Origin of the sequence: Segatella bryantii (assembly GCF_022024215.1) — a bacterium.
GTDB classification, from domain to species: Bacteria; Bacteroidota; Bacteroidia; order Bacteroidales; family Bacteroidaceae; genus Prevotella; species Prevotella bryantii.
This window is the reverse complement of the sequence record NZ_CP091797.1, coordinates 103,005-120,875: the sequence shown is the minus strand read 5'-3', so window position 1 is coordinate 120,875 and position 17,871 is coordinate 103,005. Positions and strand designations below refer to the sequence as shown.

The 17,871-nt window shown below is 40.2% G+C and carries 8 protein-coding genes; 2 read left to right on the top strand and 6 right to left on the bottom strand.

The window, feature by feature from the left end:
• Positions 1 to 9: 9 nt before the first annotated feature.
• Both L6471_RS00365 and L6471_RS00360 read right to left on the bottom strand, forming a co-directional pair.
• Positions 10 to 3,144, bottom strand: coding sequence for a SusC/RagA family TonB-linked outer membrane protein (locus L6471_RS00365; RefSeq protein WP_094448656.1), 3,135 nt, complete (start codon positions 3,142 to 3,144; stop codon positions 10 to 12).
• Positions 3,145 to 3,747: 603 nt separating this feature from the next.
• Positions 3,748 to 6,099: a family 43 glycosylhydrolase gene (locus L6471_RS00360; protein ID WP_237796986.1), complete on the bottom strand. Its 2,352-nt coding sequence runs from the start codon at positions 6,097 to 6,099 to the stop codon at positions 3,748 to 3,750.
• Between the two features lie 271 nt (positions 6,100 to 6,370).
• Here L6471_RS00360 and L6471_RS00355 point away from each other — a divergent pair, with 271 nt between their 5' ends.
• Positions 6,371 to 10,477 carry a hybrid sensor histidine kinase/response regulator transcription factor gene (locus L6471_RS00355; RefSeq protein WP_237796985.1) on the top strand — a complete coding sequence of 1,369 codons (4,107 nt, stop codon included), beginning with the start codon at positions 6,371 to 6,373 and terminating at the stop codon, positions 10,475 to 10,477.
• Between the two features lie 146 nt (positions 10,478 to 10,623).
• On the opposite strand, the gene L6471_RS00350 is transcribed toward L6471_RS00355, so the two are convergent.
• The 4 genes from L6471_RS00350 to L6471_RS00335 all read right to left on the bottom strand — a co-directional run bounded on the left by L6471_RS00350 (position 10,624) and on the right by L6471_RS00335 (position 15,391).
• Positions 10,624 to 11,583, bottom strand: a complete 960-nt coding sequence (locus L6471_RS00350; protein ID WP_237796984.1) for a glycoside hydrolase family 43 protein — start codon at positions 11,581 to 11,583, stop codon at positions 10,624 to 10,626.
• A gap of 82 nt (positions 11,584 to 11,665) precedes the next feature.
• The gene (locus L6471_RS00345; RefSeq protein ID WP_404830151.1) at positions 11,666 to 12,775 is read right to left on the bottom strand and encodes an endo-1,4-beta-xylanase; all 1,110 of its coding nucleotides are present in this window, start codon (positions 12,773 to 12,775) and stop codon (positions 11,666 to 11,668) included.
• Positions 12,776 to 12,806: 31 nt separating this feature from the next.
• Positions 12,807 to 14,204: an MFS transporter gene (locus tag L6471_RS00340; RefSeq protein ID WP_006281623.1), complete on the bottom strand. Its 1,398-nt coding sequence runs from the start codon at positions 14,202 to 14,204 to the stop codon at positions 12,807 to 12,809.
• 2 nt (positions 14,205 to 14,206) lie between these two features.
• On the bottom strand, positions 14,207 to 15,391 hold the full coding sequence (locus L6471_RS00335) for an SGNH/GDSL hydrolase family protein (protein ID WP_237796983.1): 1,185 nt from the start codon (positions 15,389 to 15,391) through the stop codon (positions 14,207 to 14,209).
• 264 nt (positions 15,392 to 15,655) lie between these two features.
• On the opposite strand from L6471_RS00335, the gene L6471_RS00330 reads away from it, so the two are divergent.
• On the top strand, positions 15,656 to 17,545 hold the full coding sequence (locus L6471_RS00330) for an alpha-glucuronidase (RefSeq protein WP_237796982.1): 1,890 nt from the start codon (positions 15,656 to 15,658) through the stop codon (positions 17,543 to 17,545).
• Positions 17,546 to 17,871 lie beyond the last annotated feature (326 nt).

Genomic DNA, 17,871 nt, shown 5'->3' with positions numbered 1-17,871 from the left:
TTCGTATTATTACAAGTTAATTTTAAGTCCCAGGTTGAAACGCTTAACTGTAGGATAAGCACCCTGAGAAGCAAGACCAGTACCTGCGTAGTTGCTTTCACGGTCATCTGGCATACGGCTCCATACCCAGAGGTTGTTACCGTTCAGATAGAGCTGAATACTAGTAAGACCCAAATTCTTTACCCATGGCTGGGTGAAGGTATAGCTGATCTGTGCATTCTTAAGACGAACGAAACTACCATCGTAGTGGAAGCGTGTACCTTCGTAGAAACTTGGTGTAGAGTTCAGACGTGGCATTGGTGCATCAGCATCCTGATTGTACTTGGTCCAGAATGAACCTTCATCAAATACTGTATTCAGGTTCTTATTTAATGAGTTGAAACCTACATAACGACTAACATTGGTTACACCATAGAACTGTACGTAAACGTCGAAACCTTTCCAGGTCCAACCAATCATCGCATTATAAGTATTCTGTGGAGTACCTGTATAACCATAAGGTGCAGAGTCATTATCATCGATAACACCATCAGCATTATAGTCGAGTACATCATACTGACCTGGCATCTTCTGATTATCGTTGGTATTATACTGTGTAATACCGATAACATCGTCCCAAGTCTTGGCAAAGCCACTGGTAAGGTTAGCATGATCCTGTCCGATAGCAAAGCCCTGAGTCTTCTTGTATGCTGGATAGAGCTTAGGATCATCGTAACTAAGAACCTTATTGGTAGCATGAGTCATACTGAAGTTTCCGTAGACATGATGAGCACCAAAGTTCTTGTTTAGACGAAGTTCGATTTCATAACCAGTACAACGCACCTTACCCAAGTTAGCTGCAGGAGCACTTGCACCGAAGTAAGTTGGGATAGCACGTCTATTACCAGGAATCAATACGTCTTTACGATTATCAACGAAGAAGTCGATATTACCTGTAACCAAACCACCGAAGAAGCCATAATCGATACCAAAGTTTTGCTTCGTAGATTTCTCCCAGTGAATATTAGGGTTACCGAGTTTAGCCTCTTTATATACCTGATAATGACTCTCTGTATCATCGATACTCAACTGAGCCTTACCATGACCAGGATCACCGCCTTGGATTTGCCACTGTGTAGCATACAACCAGCGGCCGAGGTTTGCACCATCATCACCGACCTCACCATAGCTATAGCGGAATTTCAACATATCAACCACCTTGCGCAATGGCTTGAAGAATTTTTCCTCGCTAATGGTATAACCAGCAGCACCAGACTTGAAGAAATCAAAACGATAGTCAGGACCATATTGCTCTGAACCATTATAAGCTGCATTCAACTCCAAGAAATAACGGCTGTCATAATTATAGGTAGTACGGAAAGCCCAGTTTTCACGATAATGAGTAAACTCACTACCTACAGAACGCTCTGAACGCTCGAATACACCCATGGCAGACACATCGTGCTTGCCAAACTTGTTAGCATAAAACAACTGACCCTTATAATTCAGGTTACGCTGTGTTAACCAGTTGCTGACAGCACCACCCGCAGTAGTCCAAAGAATACCCTCCTGGAAATCGAAGTTGGTCAAACCATTCTGCTGTTCCTTATAAGATACAGCTCCTGTTTCTGGGTTAATCCACTTCATCTGAGCATTGTGATACAAGTCATTGATACCACGACCATCCTCCTGGAAAACGTTATCCCAAGCTATTTGTGCAGAGAAACGCAAGCCCTTCGTAATGAAACTCAAATCCTGATTCAAAGTGAAGTCTGTATTGATACGAGTAGTCGTATGCTTTTCCACACCAGAGAGAGCCAAGTTAAGGATAGAGTTAGGAGCACCCTGAGAATCGGCAGGATAATAACCCCAAGTACCATCGCTATAACGAGGCTGGAATGCATCGCGAGGAGCACTATAAGCAGCCTGCCATAACTGAGACTCACCGAAAGAACCTGTAGCTGTACCCCAAGGACCCTTACGTACACCATGGCTACCAGAAAGATTCATCGCTAACTGAGTGGTCTTAGTCAACTTAAAATCGAGGTTACTACGAACATTGATACGGTTATAACCATAACCAGCCTGATAACCACGATTGTTATCCCACTCTCTAAAGAGGTCACCTTCATGCAAATAATCTACAGCTGCAAAATACTTAACATACTTAGTACCACCACTTACATTAATGTGTGGATTGTAAGCCATAGCAGTAGATTTAAACACTTCACTCTGCCAGTCTACATCTGGATAACGCTCAGGATCTACACCATTACGATAATTATCGATAAAATCGAGAGGAAGCACCTTGCCCCAAGATTCAGGCTTTAGACCCAATTCCTGCTGAGCAGCCTGATTACGAATAGTAAGCGCATCGGCACTATGGAGAGTACCAGGTAACTTTGAAGCAGTTTTAAGCGTCATGTTCATACCTACTTCAATCTTAGCTCTACCCTCTTGACCACGTTTAGTAGTAATAAGGATAACACCATTAGCACCACGCACACCGTAAACAGCAGTAGCAGAAGCATCCTTCAATACAGATACATTCTGTACAGAACTGATGTCCACGCTATTCATTGGTCGTTCGATACCATCTACCAAGACTAAAGGTTCTGAATTGTTCCAAGAAGAAACACCACGGATAACGATTTTTGGATCTTCTTCACCTGGCATACCTGTACTACTCATCGTTACTACACCAGGAAGGTTACCTGTCAAAGCAGCACCAATAGAGCTAACACCACCCGCACGCTCCAATGTCTTACCACTCGTCTGAGTAATAGAGCCGACAACAGAAGCTTTTTTCTGCTGGCCATAACCTACTACGATGACCTCATCCATAGTATGCTCATCGTCGTGCATTGTTAACTTGATGGTCTGACGACCTTTCAGTTCTACCTTTGCATTCTGCATACCTACGTAAGAGAATTCAAGCACTGCTTTAGGGTTAGGAACAGAAAGAACGAAGTTACCATCCATGTCGGTGACTGTTGCAATGTTAGTATGTCCCTTCATCATGACAGTAACACCAATCAACGGTTCACCTTTCGAATCAGACACGGAACCCTTCACTGTAGTCTGTTGTGCCATAACCTGTAAAGGTGCTGACACAAGAACTGCAGAGAAAAGAGTAGTCTGCAGAAGTCTGTTTACTTTCTTCATTCGATTATTAAGTTTAGGTTCATTTATTAAAACACATTAATAATTAGCGCAAAAATAGTATAATAAGGTTAAGTGTATTTTGTACTATGTTCCAAAGTGTTTGCATGACGTATTTTTGTGCAAAATATGTTAAATACTTTTGGCTACGTTACATAAACTTTATCATATGTAACACTATTGATGGTAAAAAAACACAATAACAGGTATGTGTGTCTGTGAAAAAACATAGCTAATAATGGGTAAAGACATACACTTGAACTGACTAACATGATGTTATTACAGTCTAAACACTATGTTTCCATCGTATAAACACTATGTTTTCACAGCACAAACACTATGTTTCTGCCAAGCGTTTTCAAATCAACCAAAAGTAAAGAGATAAATATGTTGATTATCTATCAGATATAACATGCTTCAAAATTTACATATCTGATACATTCTGGTATATCAACTCTAAATAAGCAAAAACCACAGACGGTTCATATCAACTAAATTCAGAAAAAAAAGACGTCCCTAACTCATAAAAGAATCAGAGACGCCACAAGTCGGTTTTAATATAAGATTTTCTAAGTTACCCTACTAATATAAACAAAACATATATATTTATCGCATATCCTTTACGTTATAACAGAAATGCTTAAATTCAGCTTTACCGCCCTTGACCTTTGTGCCATAGTTGAATAAGGCAAAACGGGCACCCATAAAGAAGCGACGATAATCATACCCCATCTTGAAAGGTAGACCAATTGTCTTCCACGTCTTACCATCCAAACTATACTCAAATGTCGCAATATCCTTACCAGGTCGGAAATCTGCATTAATCTTCAACCATATGTTATCCTTAACAAATTCAAGTTGACCATGACTTTCTTCTTTATAATCCTGAATCTCCTTATCTTTCTGGCCCAACTGTACAGAAGTAGTTTTCTGACTCAAGCGATAACCCAAAGCCGTCTTTTCTATCTGAAGTAAAGCACCATCATCATTGAAGACAGCCAGACCGGCATAATCACCTTTCTTCAAATGCTTCACATCAACTTGCACAGATACACTACTCTTAGGACCCATAGTACGCTGACTTATAGTATTTGGTGCATCATAAATAGAATGAGCTATGCGAGCCACTTTGAGCGTAAGTTTACCATTACCAACCTTCCAGGCATGATCAATAGGGTTATGATTCCACTGCCACGCTTTGTTCAGCTCAGAACCTTCAAATTCATCTGAAGCATAAATGGTTTTAACAGCTTCACCAAGCACAGGCTTTACCATATAAGTAGGTACATGACCATTCTCATCGCCAAGCATTGGCCAACCATCTATCCATCGACATGGCATACATGTAAGAACACGTCCTACTCCACCACGATCCTGAAATATAATACCATACCAGTTACCATCAGTACCATCTACGATAGTACCCTGCCCTACGTATGGGAATCCGCCAAAAGAACTAAGTAGTATTGTTTTTTTCTCCAAAGGTCCATTCAGACTGTCCATACGATAGCATACCTGATGGCGAGCCTTACCAGCAGGCCAAGATATCATGGTAAGATAATACTTGCCGTCATGCTTTACCATTCGACTTCCTTCAAGGAGTCCCGTTTCATCAGCTTCACGCTTAAAGAGAATACGATCTGTACCTGGAATAACACCACTTAAATCACTCTTCAATTCACAGATTTGACCGGTACCATAAACCACATATACACGATCATCATCATCGAAAAAAAGCGATGCATCATGGAAATGCTTCATACGACTCACCAATTTCCATTCTCCTTCGGCTTTATCTGCACTATATAAATAGGTATCACCACCAGGATTATCATTAGGAGCAAAGAGTGCATAGAATTTACCTTTATGATATTTCAGAGAAGTAGCCCATTGACCTCGACCATACACCGTACCTTTCTCCATATTATATTTTGGAGAATCAGTCAACTTATCAAAGCTTACGGTTTCCCAGTTTTGAAAATCTTTAGAACGCATCACAGGTGCACCTGGCATAAGATGCATCGTTGTGCTTACTAAATAATAGTATTCACCGACACGAATTACATCAGGATCAGGAACATCTGCCCATAGCATCGGATTCTTGACAACCACATCATGCCCCATCAGGTGAAGCATCTCATACGCGTACCGTTTACCTAACATACGATAACCGGCTGCATCAAAGTGTAGAGAATCACTTGCATTAGAACATCCTTCGGAAGAAATGACATGGGCTGTCGGAATAACTTCAGGCAAACGATTGATAATCGGATTCATCGAGATACATCGTCCTCCTCCATTAGCTCGTACCACCTCACCTGCTAACAAAGGCACATCTTCTGCTTTTAGAGACAAGTCCTTCAAAAGATGATCATATACAGATTTTACCTTAACCGGCCAATCCTCCTGTCCACAATTACTTTCTCCTTGATGCAGAAGGATACCTTTAATTACACCCTGCTTTTGCGCTTTACGGGCCAGCGTAACGATACGCTGATAAGGATTATTATCATAAGCAGCAAGCATTGGTACCATCCAGTCGGGAGCCGTCTTGACATAATTCCCAATAGAATCAGTCATGTATGCTTCTATCTTACAACCTCCGATAGCAACATGAATAACACCAACCTTAATATTATTAGGAAGATATTTTACAAGAGTACGACCAAAATAATCAACAGGAGTCAAACCCGTATTCGGACGACACAACGGAGGGACTGCTACCGACCATTCCCCCATTTTGCGATTCATCGCAGGATTGTCTACAGCTGCCATCATCTGAAAGCGAGAATCTATAGATAGCAAATCTTGAGGCTGAATTTTGGCATTACCCTCCATATTCGACTGGCCAAAACAGAGGTAAATATAAAAATTAGGATCAGCTTGTGCCATAGCCGATGAAGGTAATAGCCCCAAGGCTAACATAAGATACTTCAGAATACGGTTTTTATTTTTCATAATAACAAATCAAAAGATTGATAATCGCATGAGAACAGAAGATACATCTCATTAAACATTAACACTGCAAAAATAAAACTATTCTACGAAACTTATTTTGTATAATGTGTCTAATACTTTAGAATATTTTTTTTGAAGTAACAAAAACTTTGTATTACGTTACATAAGCGCAGAAAAACAGCAAAAAATGGTACTTTCTCGAAAATAAAGCTTATATTTGCAACATAAATAAACCTCATGAGTAAAAGGACTTAAAAAAAACCTAACTAACATGAAATACCTAGTATCAACTATACTACTCTGGATGAGCTTGGCGCTCCATGCCCAAGTTGGACGAATTTTCACAACAGATGATATGTTATGTAATAGTTACGTGAATGAGATATTTCAGGATCGCGACGGATTTATTTGGATTGCTACCCGTAATGGTTTGATGCGTTACGACGGATACCAATTTAAAACTTTCAAAAAAGGTATTAACGATAGTGGTATAGAAAGTAACTATATCAACTGTATCGATCAAGATCGAGAAGGCAATCTTTATATCGGTGGCAACACTACCGTACAACGCTATAAAGATGGCAAATTCATAACCTATGAACTCTACGATCGCTTTGGTAAACCGATACATACATACATTACAGATATTTTACAACTCAGCAACGGTAAAGTTATCGCTGCTTCTTCAGGCTTTGGCATTATGCAATTGCTTGACAATGACAAAGCTGAAATTATCAATCACGACAAAAGACTGAATTATCCCCTCCACTTTGCTGAAGATAATCAGAAAAACCTCTGGGTAGCTACAACTACAAAGGGGCTCTTTGTTATTCGAAATAACCAAATAAAACAACAATATTTTAAGTCTTCTAACCAGAGATCGGCCCTGAGCGATGTCATATGTGACAAATTAGGCAATGTTTGGGTTTCGCTTCATGATCAAGGCTTATGGCTAAAAAGACCAAATGAACATGATTTCCATCAGGTAAAGGCTGTAGGTAATCTGCCAATATCCGACCTGAATGTGAACCAAAAAGGTGAAATCTTCATCGGTACCGATGGTGCCGGAGTCTATATCTATCAGCCTAAACACGATTTACTCTTATCGAATCCCTATTATTGTAAAGATATCTATCTAAACCAAACTAAAGTATACTCTATCCTAGAAGATCATAACCATAATATCTGGCTCGGTCTTTTCCAGAAAGGTGTATTTATGTCGCCTTGCCGTCCCAACGAATTCTGCTATATGGGCCAGAAACTTGGTCCTAAAAATGTTATCGGTTTCAACTGTATAAGCGCTATACTTGTAGATAGCAAACACCACGTATGGGTAGGGACAGATAAGGATCATCTATACCAACTCGATTCACAGATGCATCTTATCAAGCATTACACCAATGTGCCAGGCACGATCATTATCATGCATGAAGATGCGAAACATCGTATCTGGATTGGTAGTTATCAACAAGGATTGGGCTATATCGACGAAGGTGGCATCTGGCATGCTGTCAACCTAAATATTGGTGATAATATCAGCATTTTCGGCTTAGATAGCGATCAAGAAGGTAATATATGGATAGGGACAAGCGGACAGGGACTAATATGCTACAACCCTGACACTAAGCAGAAAAAACAATTCAAATCAAACATTAGAGCTAAGGAAAATAAACAGCTCAACTGTCTGATAAATGATTATATCAGTGGTCTGGCTGTATCACATAATAACCAATATGTATATACAGCTACCTCTACTGGTTTGGCTATATACGACAAAAAGAAGAAAAGTTGGACTTCTGCCCTAGGTACCAACTGTCCTGATTATGACATCTTCTCTCGCTTTATACGCGAAGACAAAGACGGAAATGTATACATGGGTACTAATGTAGGTCTATATATCTATAATCTGAAAACTCGTAAGAAAAAAGTACTTACCATCGACGATGGACTCCCTGATAATGGTGTAGCCAGCATGGAACAAGACTATCATGGCAACTTATGGATTACAACCGACCATGGTCTCTGTTGTATGCATCCGAAGACTGGCAAAACCAAATACTATTACTCTGATAAAGTACTGCAGGGCAACGAGTTCTCTAATCAGGCATCATATATCACACCTGATCGTAAGACCATCTATCTTGGTGGTTCAGGCGGAGTTACCTGGTTTCACGTAGATAGTATTAAGCAACAACCATGGAATGCTACGATCAAGGTTTCTACCATCTCTATCGGTAACAACGAGCAAAGCGTGAATCCTGATGACACGGAATTTGAATTTAACTACGAAGACAATTCTTTCGCCATTCACCTATCCACTCTCACCTACGATGAACCAGATAACATTGTATATCTCTACAGTATCAACAACGAAGATTGGGTAGAATTAAGCCATGGTAGCAATGAACTCGCCTTTAATCATCTTTCTCCAGGAACTTATCATATCCGTGTGAAAGCTTGTCTTAACGACAAATCTACACCGATTCGAGAATTTACCATCGAGGTAAATGCCCCTTGGTATCGCAGTAACTGGGCCTATTTCGGTTATCTGATCATTCTACTCTGTCTCTTGAAAGTATATCACAAGTACCGTCAACGTAAACTACATGAGGAGAAACTTATCGAAGAAAACAAGCATCAAGAAGAACTTAACGAGTCTCGCCTCAAGAGTTTTATTAATATCAGTCACGATATACGAACTCCTATGACACTGATTATCAGTCCTCTGCAACAATTATTACAGAGTGATACTGACCCATCACGCCATGCTACTTATCGCACTATTCAAAAAAATGCGGTACGTATTCTCCATCTGATTAACCAGATTATGGACTTACGTAAAATTGACCGCGGACTCATGGCTATGAATATGCGCAAAACGGATATGGTGAAGTTTATCTCTGATGTATATGCGCTCTTTATCGAACAAGCTAAGATGCAGAATATCGACTTTAGTTTTGAGCACGATTCAGAACAGCTATATATGTGGATAGACCGCAACAATTTTGATAAGGTTTTGGTTAATATCATCTCAAATGCCTTTAAATATACCTATGCTGGCGGTAAGATTGAAATTAGACTTACCCACAACGATAAGGAGGCAGAGATTGCCTTCTATGACAATGGTGAACGAATTCCTGATGATCAGATTAAACATATCTTCGATCGCTTCTACCAGGCTAATGTAAAAAGCAATGACCGCAAGATTGGTACAGGTATAGGTCTCGATCTTACCCGATCACTCGTAGAATTGCATTATGGAACCATCAGCGTTCATAACAATGCAGACGGCAAAGGATGCGAATTTAACATCACGTTGCCACTTGGCAAAGAACATTTGAGCGAAGCTGAACTGATTAATGATACTCAAGATACAGAAAGCGAAACGTATGAAAGCGCAGAAGTATTAGAGAATACCGATAATATAAATACGATTTGGGATATTCCTGCAATACAAGTAGCCGTTCATGCCAACAAAATGGACGATGATGCCAATATCATTCTGCCAACCAGCAACTCCACAACTGATACAAACGCTTCTGCAAATGAAAAATCAAATACGACAAAACCTATCGAATCAGACAACAATACTAAACAAGAAAATGAAGTACAGAAAATATCGATATTTGTCGTCGAAGATGATTTTGAAATCGCTACTTATCTGAAAGAACAGTTTCGCAGGGAATTTGATGTAAGCACTTTTGCCAACGGAAAAGACGCACTTTCTGCAGCTATTCGTCAGCAGCCTCAACTTATCATCAGTGATGTCATGATGCCTGTAATGGATGGTATTACCCTCTGCAAACGTCTGCGTGATAATACCAATACGAATGCTATCCCTATCATTCTGCTTACTGCCAAGAATAGCGATGAAGATAAATTGAAGGGTATCGATACTGGTGCTGATGCCTACATGGTAAAACCTTTTAATATCGACTTGTTAAAGAGTCAAGTTTTCAACCTGATTCGTCAGCGTCGTACTCTCATGAACAAACTGGGCGGACAAGAGACTCAAGAAGAAAAACTAAAACAGTTAAAGCTCAACTCTGCCGATGATCGTCTCATAGAGATGATTGTCGAGGAAATTAACAAGAACCTTACTAACAGTGACTTGAATGTTGATATGCTGGCCGAAAAAGTAGGTTTAAGTCGAGTTCATCTCTATCGCAAGATGAAAGAACTCACTAACCAAACTCCACACGGATTTATCCGCAATACACGTATCCGTCAGGCTGCTAGACTTCTAAGAGAACCTGGCCATAACGTAACTGAAGTGATGTATGCCTGTGGATTCAGTAATTTGGCGTCATTCTCTACTATGTTTAAGAGTATGTACGGTATGAGTCCTAGAGACTATATCCGAGAACATCAGAAATAAAGAATAAACAGGAAAAAATAATGGGGGGCTCCGTGAAGAGTCCCCCATTTTACGCTCATATTCGCACGCTTGCGTTTATATTATTATTAAAGATTTGCTTATTATATTTTAGGTTTCAAAAAACTTTCAGAAAGAAATATGAATCTTTATTTTACTGTCTTGATATGACCTTCAGCGTCATATTCCAACTCAGCTACCTTCAAAGAACGTAACCAAGTAGTGTCATTAGAAGGTACACAGTCGTGATGGAAAAGATACCACTTGCCTTTATATTCTACAATAGAATGATGAGTAGTCCAACCTACAACTGGTTCAAGAATAACACCCTGGTAAGTAAATGGACCATAAGGATTATCGCCTACAGCGTAGCAGAGTAAATGTGTATCTCCAGTACTATAACTAAAATAATACTTTCCATTATATTTGTGCATCCATGAAGCCTCGAAGAAACGGTGAGGATCGTCTGCTGGTAAAGGTTTACCTGTCTCGTCTACGATAACGACAGCACGTGGAGCCTCAGCAAACTGCTTAACATCACCGGTCATACGAGCAACTCTAGAAGGAAGTGGATCTTCCTTACCCTCAGGCAAGTGTTCAGCCTTTAGCATCTTATTATCCTTGTACCATTGGAGCTGACCACCCCAGATACCACCAAAATACACATAAATTTCACCATCATCATCCTTGAAAACGCATGGGTCGATACTATACGAACCACGAATAGGATCTGCTTCTGGCACAAATGGTCCCTCAGGTTTATCGGCTACAGCCACACCAAGATGAAACACACCGGTATAATCCTTGGCACTATAGATAAGATAGTATTTACCATCCTTCTCTACACAGTCGTTATCCCACAACTGCTTCTCTACCCATGGGATATCCTCGATACCAAACTGTTTACCACAGTCCTTGGCATCCTGTTCCATTGGATCACCATCAATACAGAGTACATGATAGTCTTTCATCTGGAAATGACCACCATCATCATCAAAACACTCACCACTATCATAGTCGTGACTAGGATAGATATAGAGTTTACCATCAAACACGTTGGCAGCAGGGTCTGCCATATAATCACTTGGAAACACGTATTTTGCCTTCATTTGCTTATAAATATTTATAATTAACAAATCGGAATGCTCTTTGAGTATAGCAATATCACCCTATTCAAAGAGCAACCATGCTTTACTCATAAAGTTTGATAATTTCTTTAACCACAGGTTTTACCTTGTAGTTGCGGTCGATAAGCAGACCATAGTTGGTACGACCAGGCACAGGCCAACCATTCAGCCAGCTGCTTCCGTCGTCCACACCCCAAAGCGTTACACGCTTAATATGATCTACATACTTACGATAAATCTTAAAGAATGACAGATACTGCTGATCGAAAGTCTTCTGAGCAGCTTTAGTCAACCCATTTACATATGGATTAAGTTCCTTATTGTACTTATAGTTCTGGCTAATCTCTGCACCACCAAAGCTCTTAGGATTAGGTAGCATATTGACATCGAGTTCTGTAAACTGAACATCTACACCTGCAGCAATGAAAGCCTTGATAGAATTTTCATAATCCTCAAGATTAGGATAGTTAAAACCGTTATGGCTCTGCATACCTACAGCATCAATACGACAACCTGCAGCTTTCAACTCCTTAACCAGTTTGACTACAGCATCACGCTTAGCAGGAATAGACATCGAATAGTCATTATAATACAATTCTGCATCAGGATCTGCCTGATGAGCAAAAATAAATGCGAGCTTGATAAAATCAGGACCAATGATCTTATAATAAGGAGACTGACGATATTCACCATTATCAAGGATAGCCTCGTTAACGACATCCCAACCCTTGATTTTACCTTTATATCGCTTAACGACATTAGTAATGTGATGATACATACGGTCGATGAGCACCTCACGGGTTACTTCTTTACCTTCCTTATCGGTAAACATCCATTTTGGAGCCTGTGAGTGCCAAACCAAACAGTGGCCATGAACTGTCATCTTATGCTGTTCTGCAAATTTAACCAACTGGTCAGCATCATGCCAATCATAATAATCCTCTTCTGGATGAATAATCTCACCTTTCATACAATTTTCAGCGACAACCGAATTAAAATTATCAGTTATAGCATGAACGATTTTGGGATCATGTGTCCAAATCTGATGACTATTAAGTGCTGTTCCGACCAAGAAGTATTTACCTAAGACATCCTTCATCGTAGGCTGATTTTGAGCAACTGCTGTTATTGGCAGCAACATAAGGCCAAGGCAAAATTGTGTTAGCTTTCTCATTTTTTCTACTATTAATTTATGTATATATAGGTTAGTTTTGCTGATTTTTCATTTCTATCGCCCTATTGATTTCGTCTATCTTCTCATCTGTCAGTTCATACTTTGAAATGATAAACATGGCCAAAAGAAGTAGGGCTGCAGGGATAACACATACCAACCAGAGAATACCCTCTTGAGCTAACGGCGTTTGGTTAATACTATCCTTATTATAATGTACATAGTTGAGTACAAAAGGAGCGACCACACTACCGATGGTCATACCTGCTTTGAAGAAAAGACCGGTAAGTGCATTGACGATACCAGCAATACGCTTGCCACTAGTATATTCTCCAAACGAAATAACCTCTGGAACCAAAGCCCACATATACCCCGTAGCAACAATAACACCCGTACTCTTGATAAATTGGGCAATATAGATAAGAATCATACTTGGATGATCCATCTTGGCTACAAAATAAAGGATAGCCATACCAACAATGGCAACACCAAGAAAAGCATAAAACATATTTTTCTTTCCAATAGCACGCTTAATAGCTGGCACTAATGGCATAAAAATAAATGCTGGAATAGAACCCAGGCCCATAAAAGTAGACAATTGGGCTGGAGTGCCATGCAGATTACTATTCATGAAGTATGCACCTGCTGCATTGCCAATACTCATCATAGAGAAGGCTGTGATAAAGAAAAAGGCGATAACACGAAGTGGACGGTTGCGTACGAACTCAGTTACTAAATCGCTTACCTTAACATCTTCACTGTCTTTAGCATCCATTACCACACGTTCCTTACACTGTGAGAAACAGAAGAAAAGCAACAAAAGACCCACCACACCATATATCGACATCGTAATAAGCCATGCATGTGGATCTTTTGGCAATGCATCACCCTCTGAAACAGCAAAGAACGCAATGAGCAATGGTAGACCAGAACCTACAGCCAAGCCGCCACAGTTAGCCATAAACATACGAACAGATGTAAGTACTGTTATCTCATTCGTATCACGAGTAAGCGATGAATTGAGTGCACCATAAGGTACATTAATAAAGGTATACAATAAGGTCATACCAATATACGTAAAATACGCATAAAGTAGTGACGGTGCAAAACCATCATAGAAACAAAGGATAGAGAAGCCCGTCAACGGGATACCCACAAACACAAGGTAGGCCCGATATTTACCTAGCTTAGGATTACTTTTATCCACAAGAGTACCTACTACAGGATCCCAGATCACATTAGCAATATTACCGATTAAAAACATAAGGCTCACGTCGGTAGCATCAAGTCCATAGATATCGGTATAGAAGAACAGAAGATACATACAGGTTACCTGAAAGATCAAATTCTGTGCTAAGTCGCCCGATCCGAAACCGATGCGCTGGAGCCAATTCAAATGGTAAAAACCATTCATTTCGCTTGGGTTATTCATGATTATTTGTTTTTAAGATTTTTAAAAAAAGATGCTGCAAATTCTCCCATAACACGATATCCTTCAGGATTCAAATGAAGTCCGTCTTCAGAATAAGCAGGCAGCAACTGCTGTTCATCCTTCGGATCACGTACAGCCTTATCGAAATCGATAACACCATCAAAGACATCTGTCTGACGAATCCATGCATTTACTGTTTGGCGGATAGCCTCATGCCACAGTGAATACCAGCCGTTACCTTTAGTAGGAGTAATCGTTGCTCCATATACCTTAAGTCCCTTTGCCTTAGCACGCGAGGCAAGCACTCGATAAGAAGCAATAAGTGTATCAGCAACATGTTCGTAATTTTTGTTACTTATACCTATATCATTAGTACCTTCAAAGATAACCACGCTACTGATACCCTGCTGAGAAAGAATATCTCGGTCGAATCGTTTCAATGCAGGTTCACTTATACCATATTCTACGACACAGTTACCGCCAATACCGAGATTGAGTACACCTGTTTCACCATTCAATGCTTCGGCCATTCTATCGGGCCAACGGTTCTGGGCATTAGTTGTTGTACCACGTCCATCGGTAATACTATTACCCAAGATAGCAATAGCATCCTGCTTATCACTCTTTGTTTCAAGTGTTACCATGGTATACCAATGGTCAAGTTTCTCCTCTGTCTTAAAAGTCTGTTTTGGAGAAACCATACCCTGAGCGATATAAGAAGTTGTTCGAGACCCACGATGTGAAGTCATATGTTCAGGCACCTGATTGCCGTAACATATGGTTACCGCAACTCTAGAGAGTTTAGGAATATTCATCTTAAAGGCATCAGTATAAAGGGCTTTACCCTTTTCAATAGTAAAGCTGTGTTTTCCTTTCACTCGAAGCACAACACTCGTGTTTTTCTGAATAGCCGAGGAGTCATCAACCAGGGACAGATAAATTTGGCGAATTTCGACAGGAACTTCACTAAACTCGTTAGAGAGTTTCATACGAAATGTATTACCTGCTATCGAAGTACGGATAACCTGTCGAATGGTACGATTGGCCAAAGATGTTTTTGGCAGGTCATTTCCCCCAGCCCATTCGCTGGCAGAAGCCCACGTGCCCACCCAACTTGTGTTTTGCGCTATAGCTGGACAGGCACAGGCTAAGAATAACAACTTAACTAATAATCTACGTGTATTCATTTTGTTTAGGTTTTTTCGTCATTGGCGTCATCATATGATAACACTTGTAATTATTTATCGATGCAAAAATAAGTATTTCTCTACAAAAATCATTTGCGATACGTTTCTATTGCTTTATCATTTGTTTCATTGATACCTTAAAAAGGTGTAAAAGAAACGTTTTGCAAAGTTTTAGATACAAATAACAAAATATCGCTATATACAGATAACCTAAAATTTACAAAATTATCCCTACCTTTGCACTATCACTTTAAACAATCTAAAATGAAAAAGACATTAGTTCTTATTATTACCTTGATATTATGTCTTGGTGCATCGGCAGAAGATGGTCATCAACTCTGGCTACGCTATCAGCAGACACATGCACAAGTGAACGCTCCCCAAGGTGGAGAAATACTGAATACAGCTTGTCGTGAACTGCGAAATTACTGGCTAGGCCAAGCGATAAATCTGCAATTGGTTAGCCAGAATATTGTCGCTCCTGAAGGATATGCCTTCGATGGAAAGACCTTGAAAGCCTCAACAGAGTCAGGTCTACTCTATGGTGCCTATGCCTTGTTGCGCGAGCAAACTGTGCGAGGTACGGCTAAGGGTATAATACTGAAGAGTACACCTAAAAGTAAGTATCGTATACTTAACCACTGGGATAATCTCGACGGAAGTATCGAACGAGGTTATGCAGGAAAGAGTATTTTTTGGAATTCTCCTATCAAAGGTGAGGCATATGATACACGTCTAAAAGAATATGCTCGCGCCAATGCTTCGGTAGGTATCAACGGCACTGTACTCGATAATGTAAACGCATCGCCTAAAATGCTTACACATACCTATCTCGACAGTGTAGCACACATTGCCAATATACTTCGTCCTTATGGTTTACGCGTATACCTATCGGTCAATTTTGGTACTCCAAAAGCACTCGGTGCTACCAATACTGCAGACCCACTCAATAAACGTGTGATAAACTGGTGGAACAAGAAGGCTAAAGAAATCTATAAATTAATACCAGACTTTGGAGGATTCTGCGTAAAGGCTAATTCAGAAGGTCAACCTGGACCATTCGACTATGGCCGCACTCATGCACAGGGTGCCAATATGCTTGCCGATGCACTGAAACCTTATGGTGGACTTGTATTCTGGCGTAGTTTTGTATATGGATCTAAACATAAAGGTGAAGACCGTGTAAAACAAGCCGTCAGCGAGTTTGCAGATCTCGACGGTACTTTCAGAGAAAACGTTATACTACAAAGCAAAAATGGTCCGCTTGATTTTCAACCACGTGAACCCTATGCTCCCATCTTCGACCAAATGCATCATACAACACAGGCCGTCGAACTACAGATTACACAAGAATACTTAGGTCACGATAAGCATTTGGTATATCTTGCTCCTATGTGGCAAGAGTTTTTCTCTTTTGTTTCAGTAAACAGATTGAAAGGTGTAGTCGGTGTGGCCAATATCGGTGATCATATTAACTGGTGTGGTCATCCATTCGCCCAAAGTAACTGGTATGCCTTCGGCCGACTAGCTTGGGATGCATCACTCAATTCTAAAACTATTGGCGAAGAATGGCTGATACAGACTTATACTGACAAATATCAATTTGTCGCCCCTGTACTAGATATGATGCTTAGCTCTCGCGAAGCATGTGTAGACTATATGGAACCATTAGGTCTGCATCATATCATGGCCTTCGACCATCACTATGGTCCGGAGCCAGACGGATTTATCGCTAGTTATCCTATCGAATGGTGCCCGGTATACTATCATAAGGCTGATGCTCATGGCTTAGGCTTCGAACGAAGCAGCAAGGGCACCAATGCCACTGCCCAATATCCTGAACCTTATCGTTCACTGTACGACAATCTCGCTACCTGTCCACCAGAATATTTATTATGGTTCCACCATGTAGCCTGGAACTATCGTATGCCGAGTGGACGTACCATGTGGCAGGAGCTCAATGCACATTATAATAAAGGTGTAAAAACTGTACAGAATTACGAAAACTTGTGGCAACAGATGAAGCCTTACATCGACGAAGCTAGATGGCAGCACACCGCTAATCTACTCCACCTGCAAGAACAGAATGCAGAACTTTGGCGAAATACCTGTTTAAAGTACTTCGCAACCTTCTCTAAAATGCCTATAGAATAAAGGAATTTAAAAGAATAAAGCCATTTAAAAGTGTGATAAGAGGAACAGGAATTTCTTGAAAAGCAAGAGACTGAAATTCATAATCGAACATATTGTTGATACTGTCCATGAATTTGTAGTCTCCAGTATCCAAAGATTTTCCTGTTTCTTCGCATTGCTATCAAATGGTATCACCCGTTTGATACTATTCATTAGTTAGCTAATATCTTATTCATATATCATCTCACCTTCAGAAAGCCATACCAGCCGTCATTTTCTATCGAGCTGCAACCTCGTAGTCGGCATCTAAATAAAGAACTTGATAAAATTGAGTAAACATATAGAGA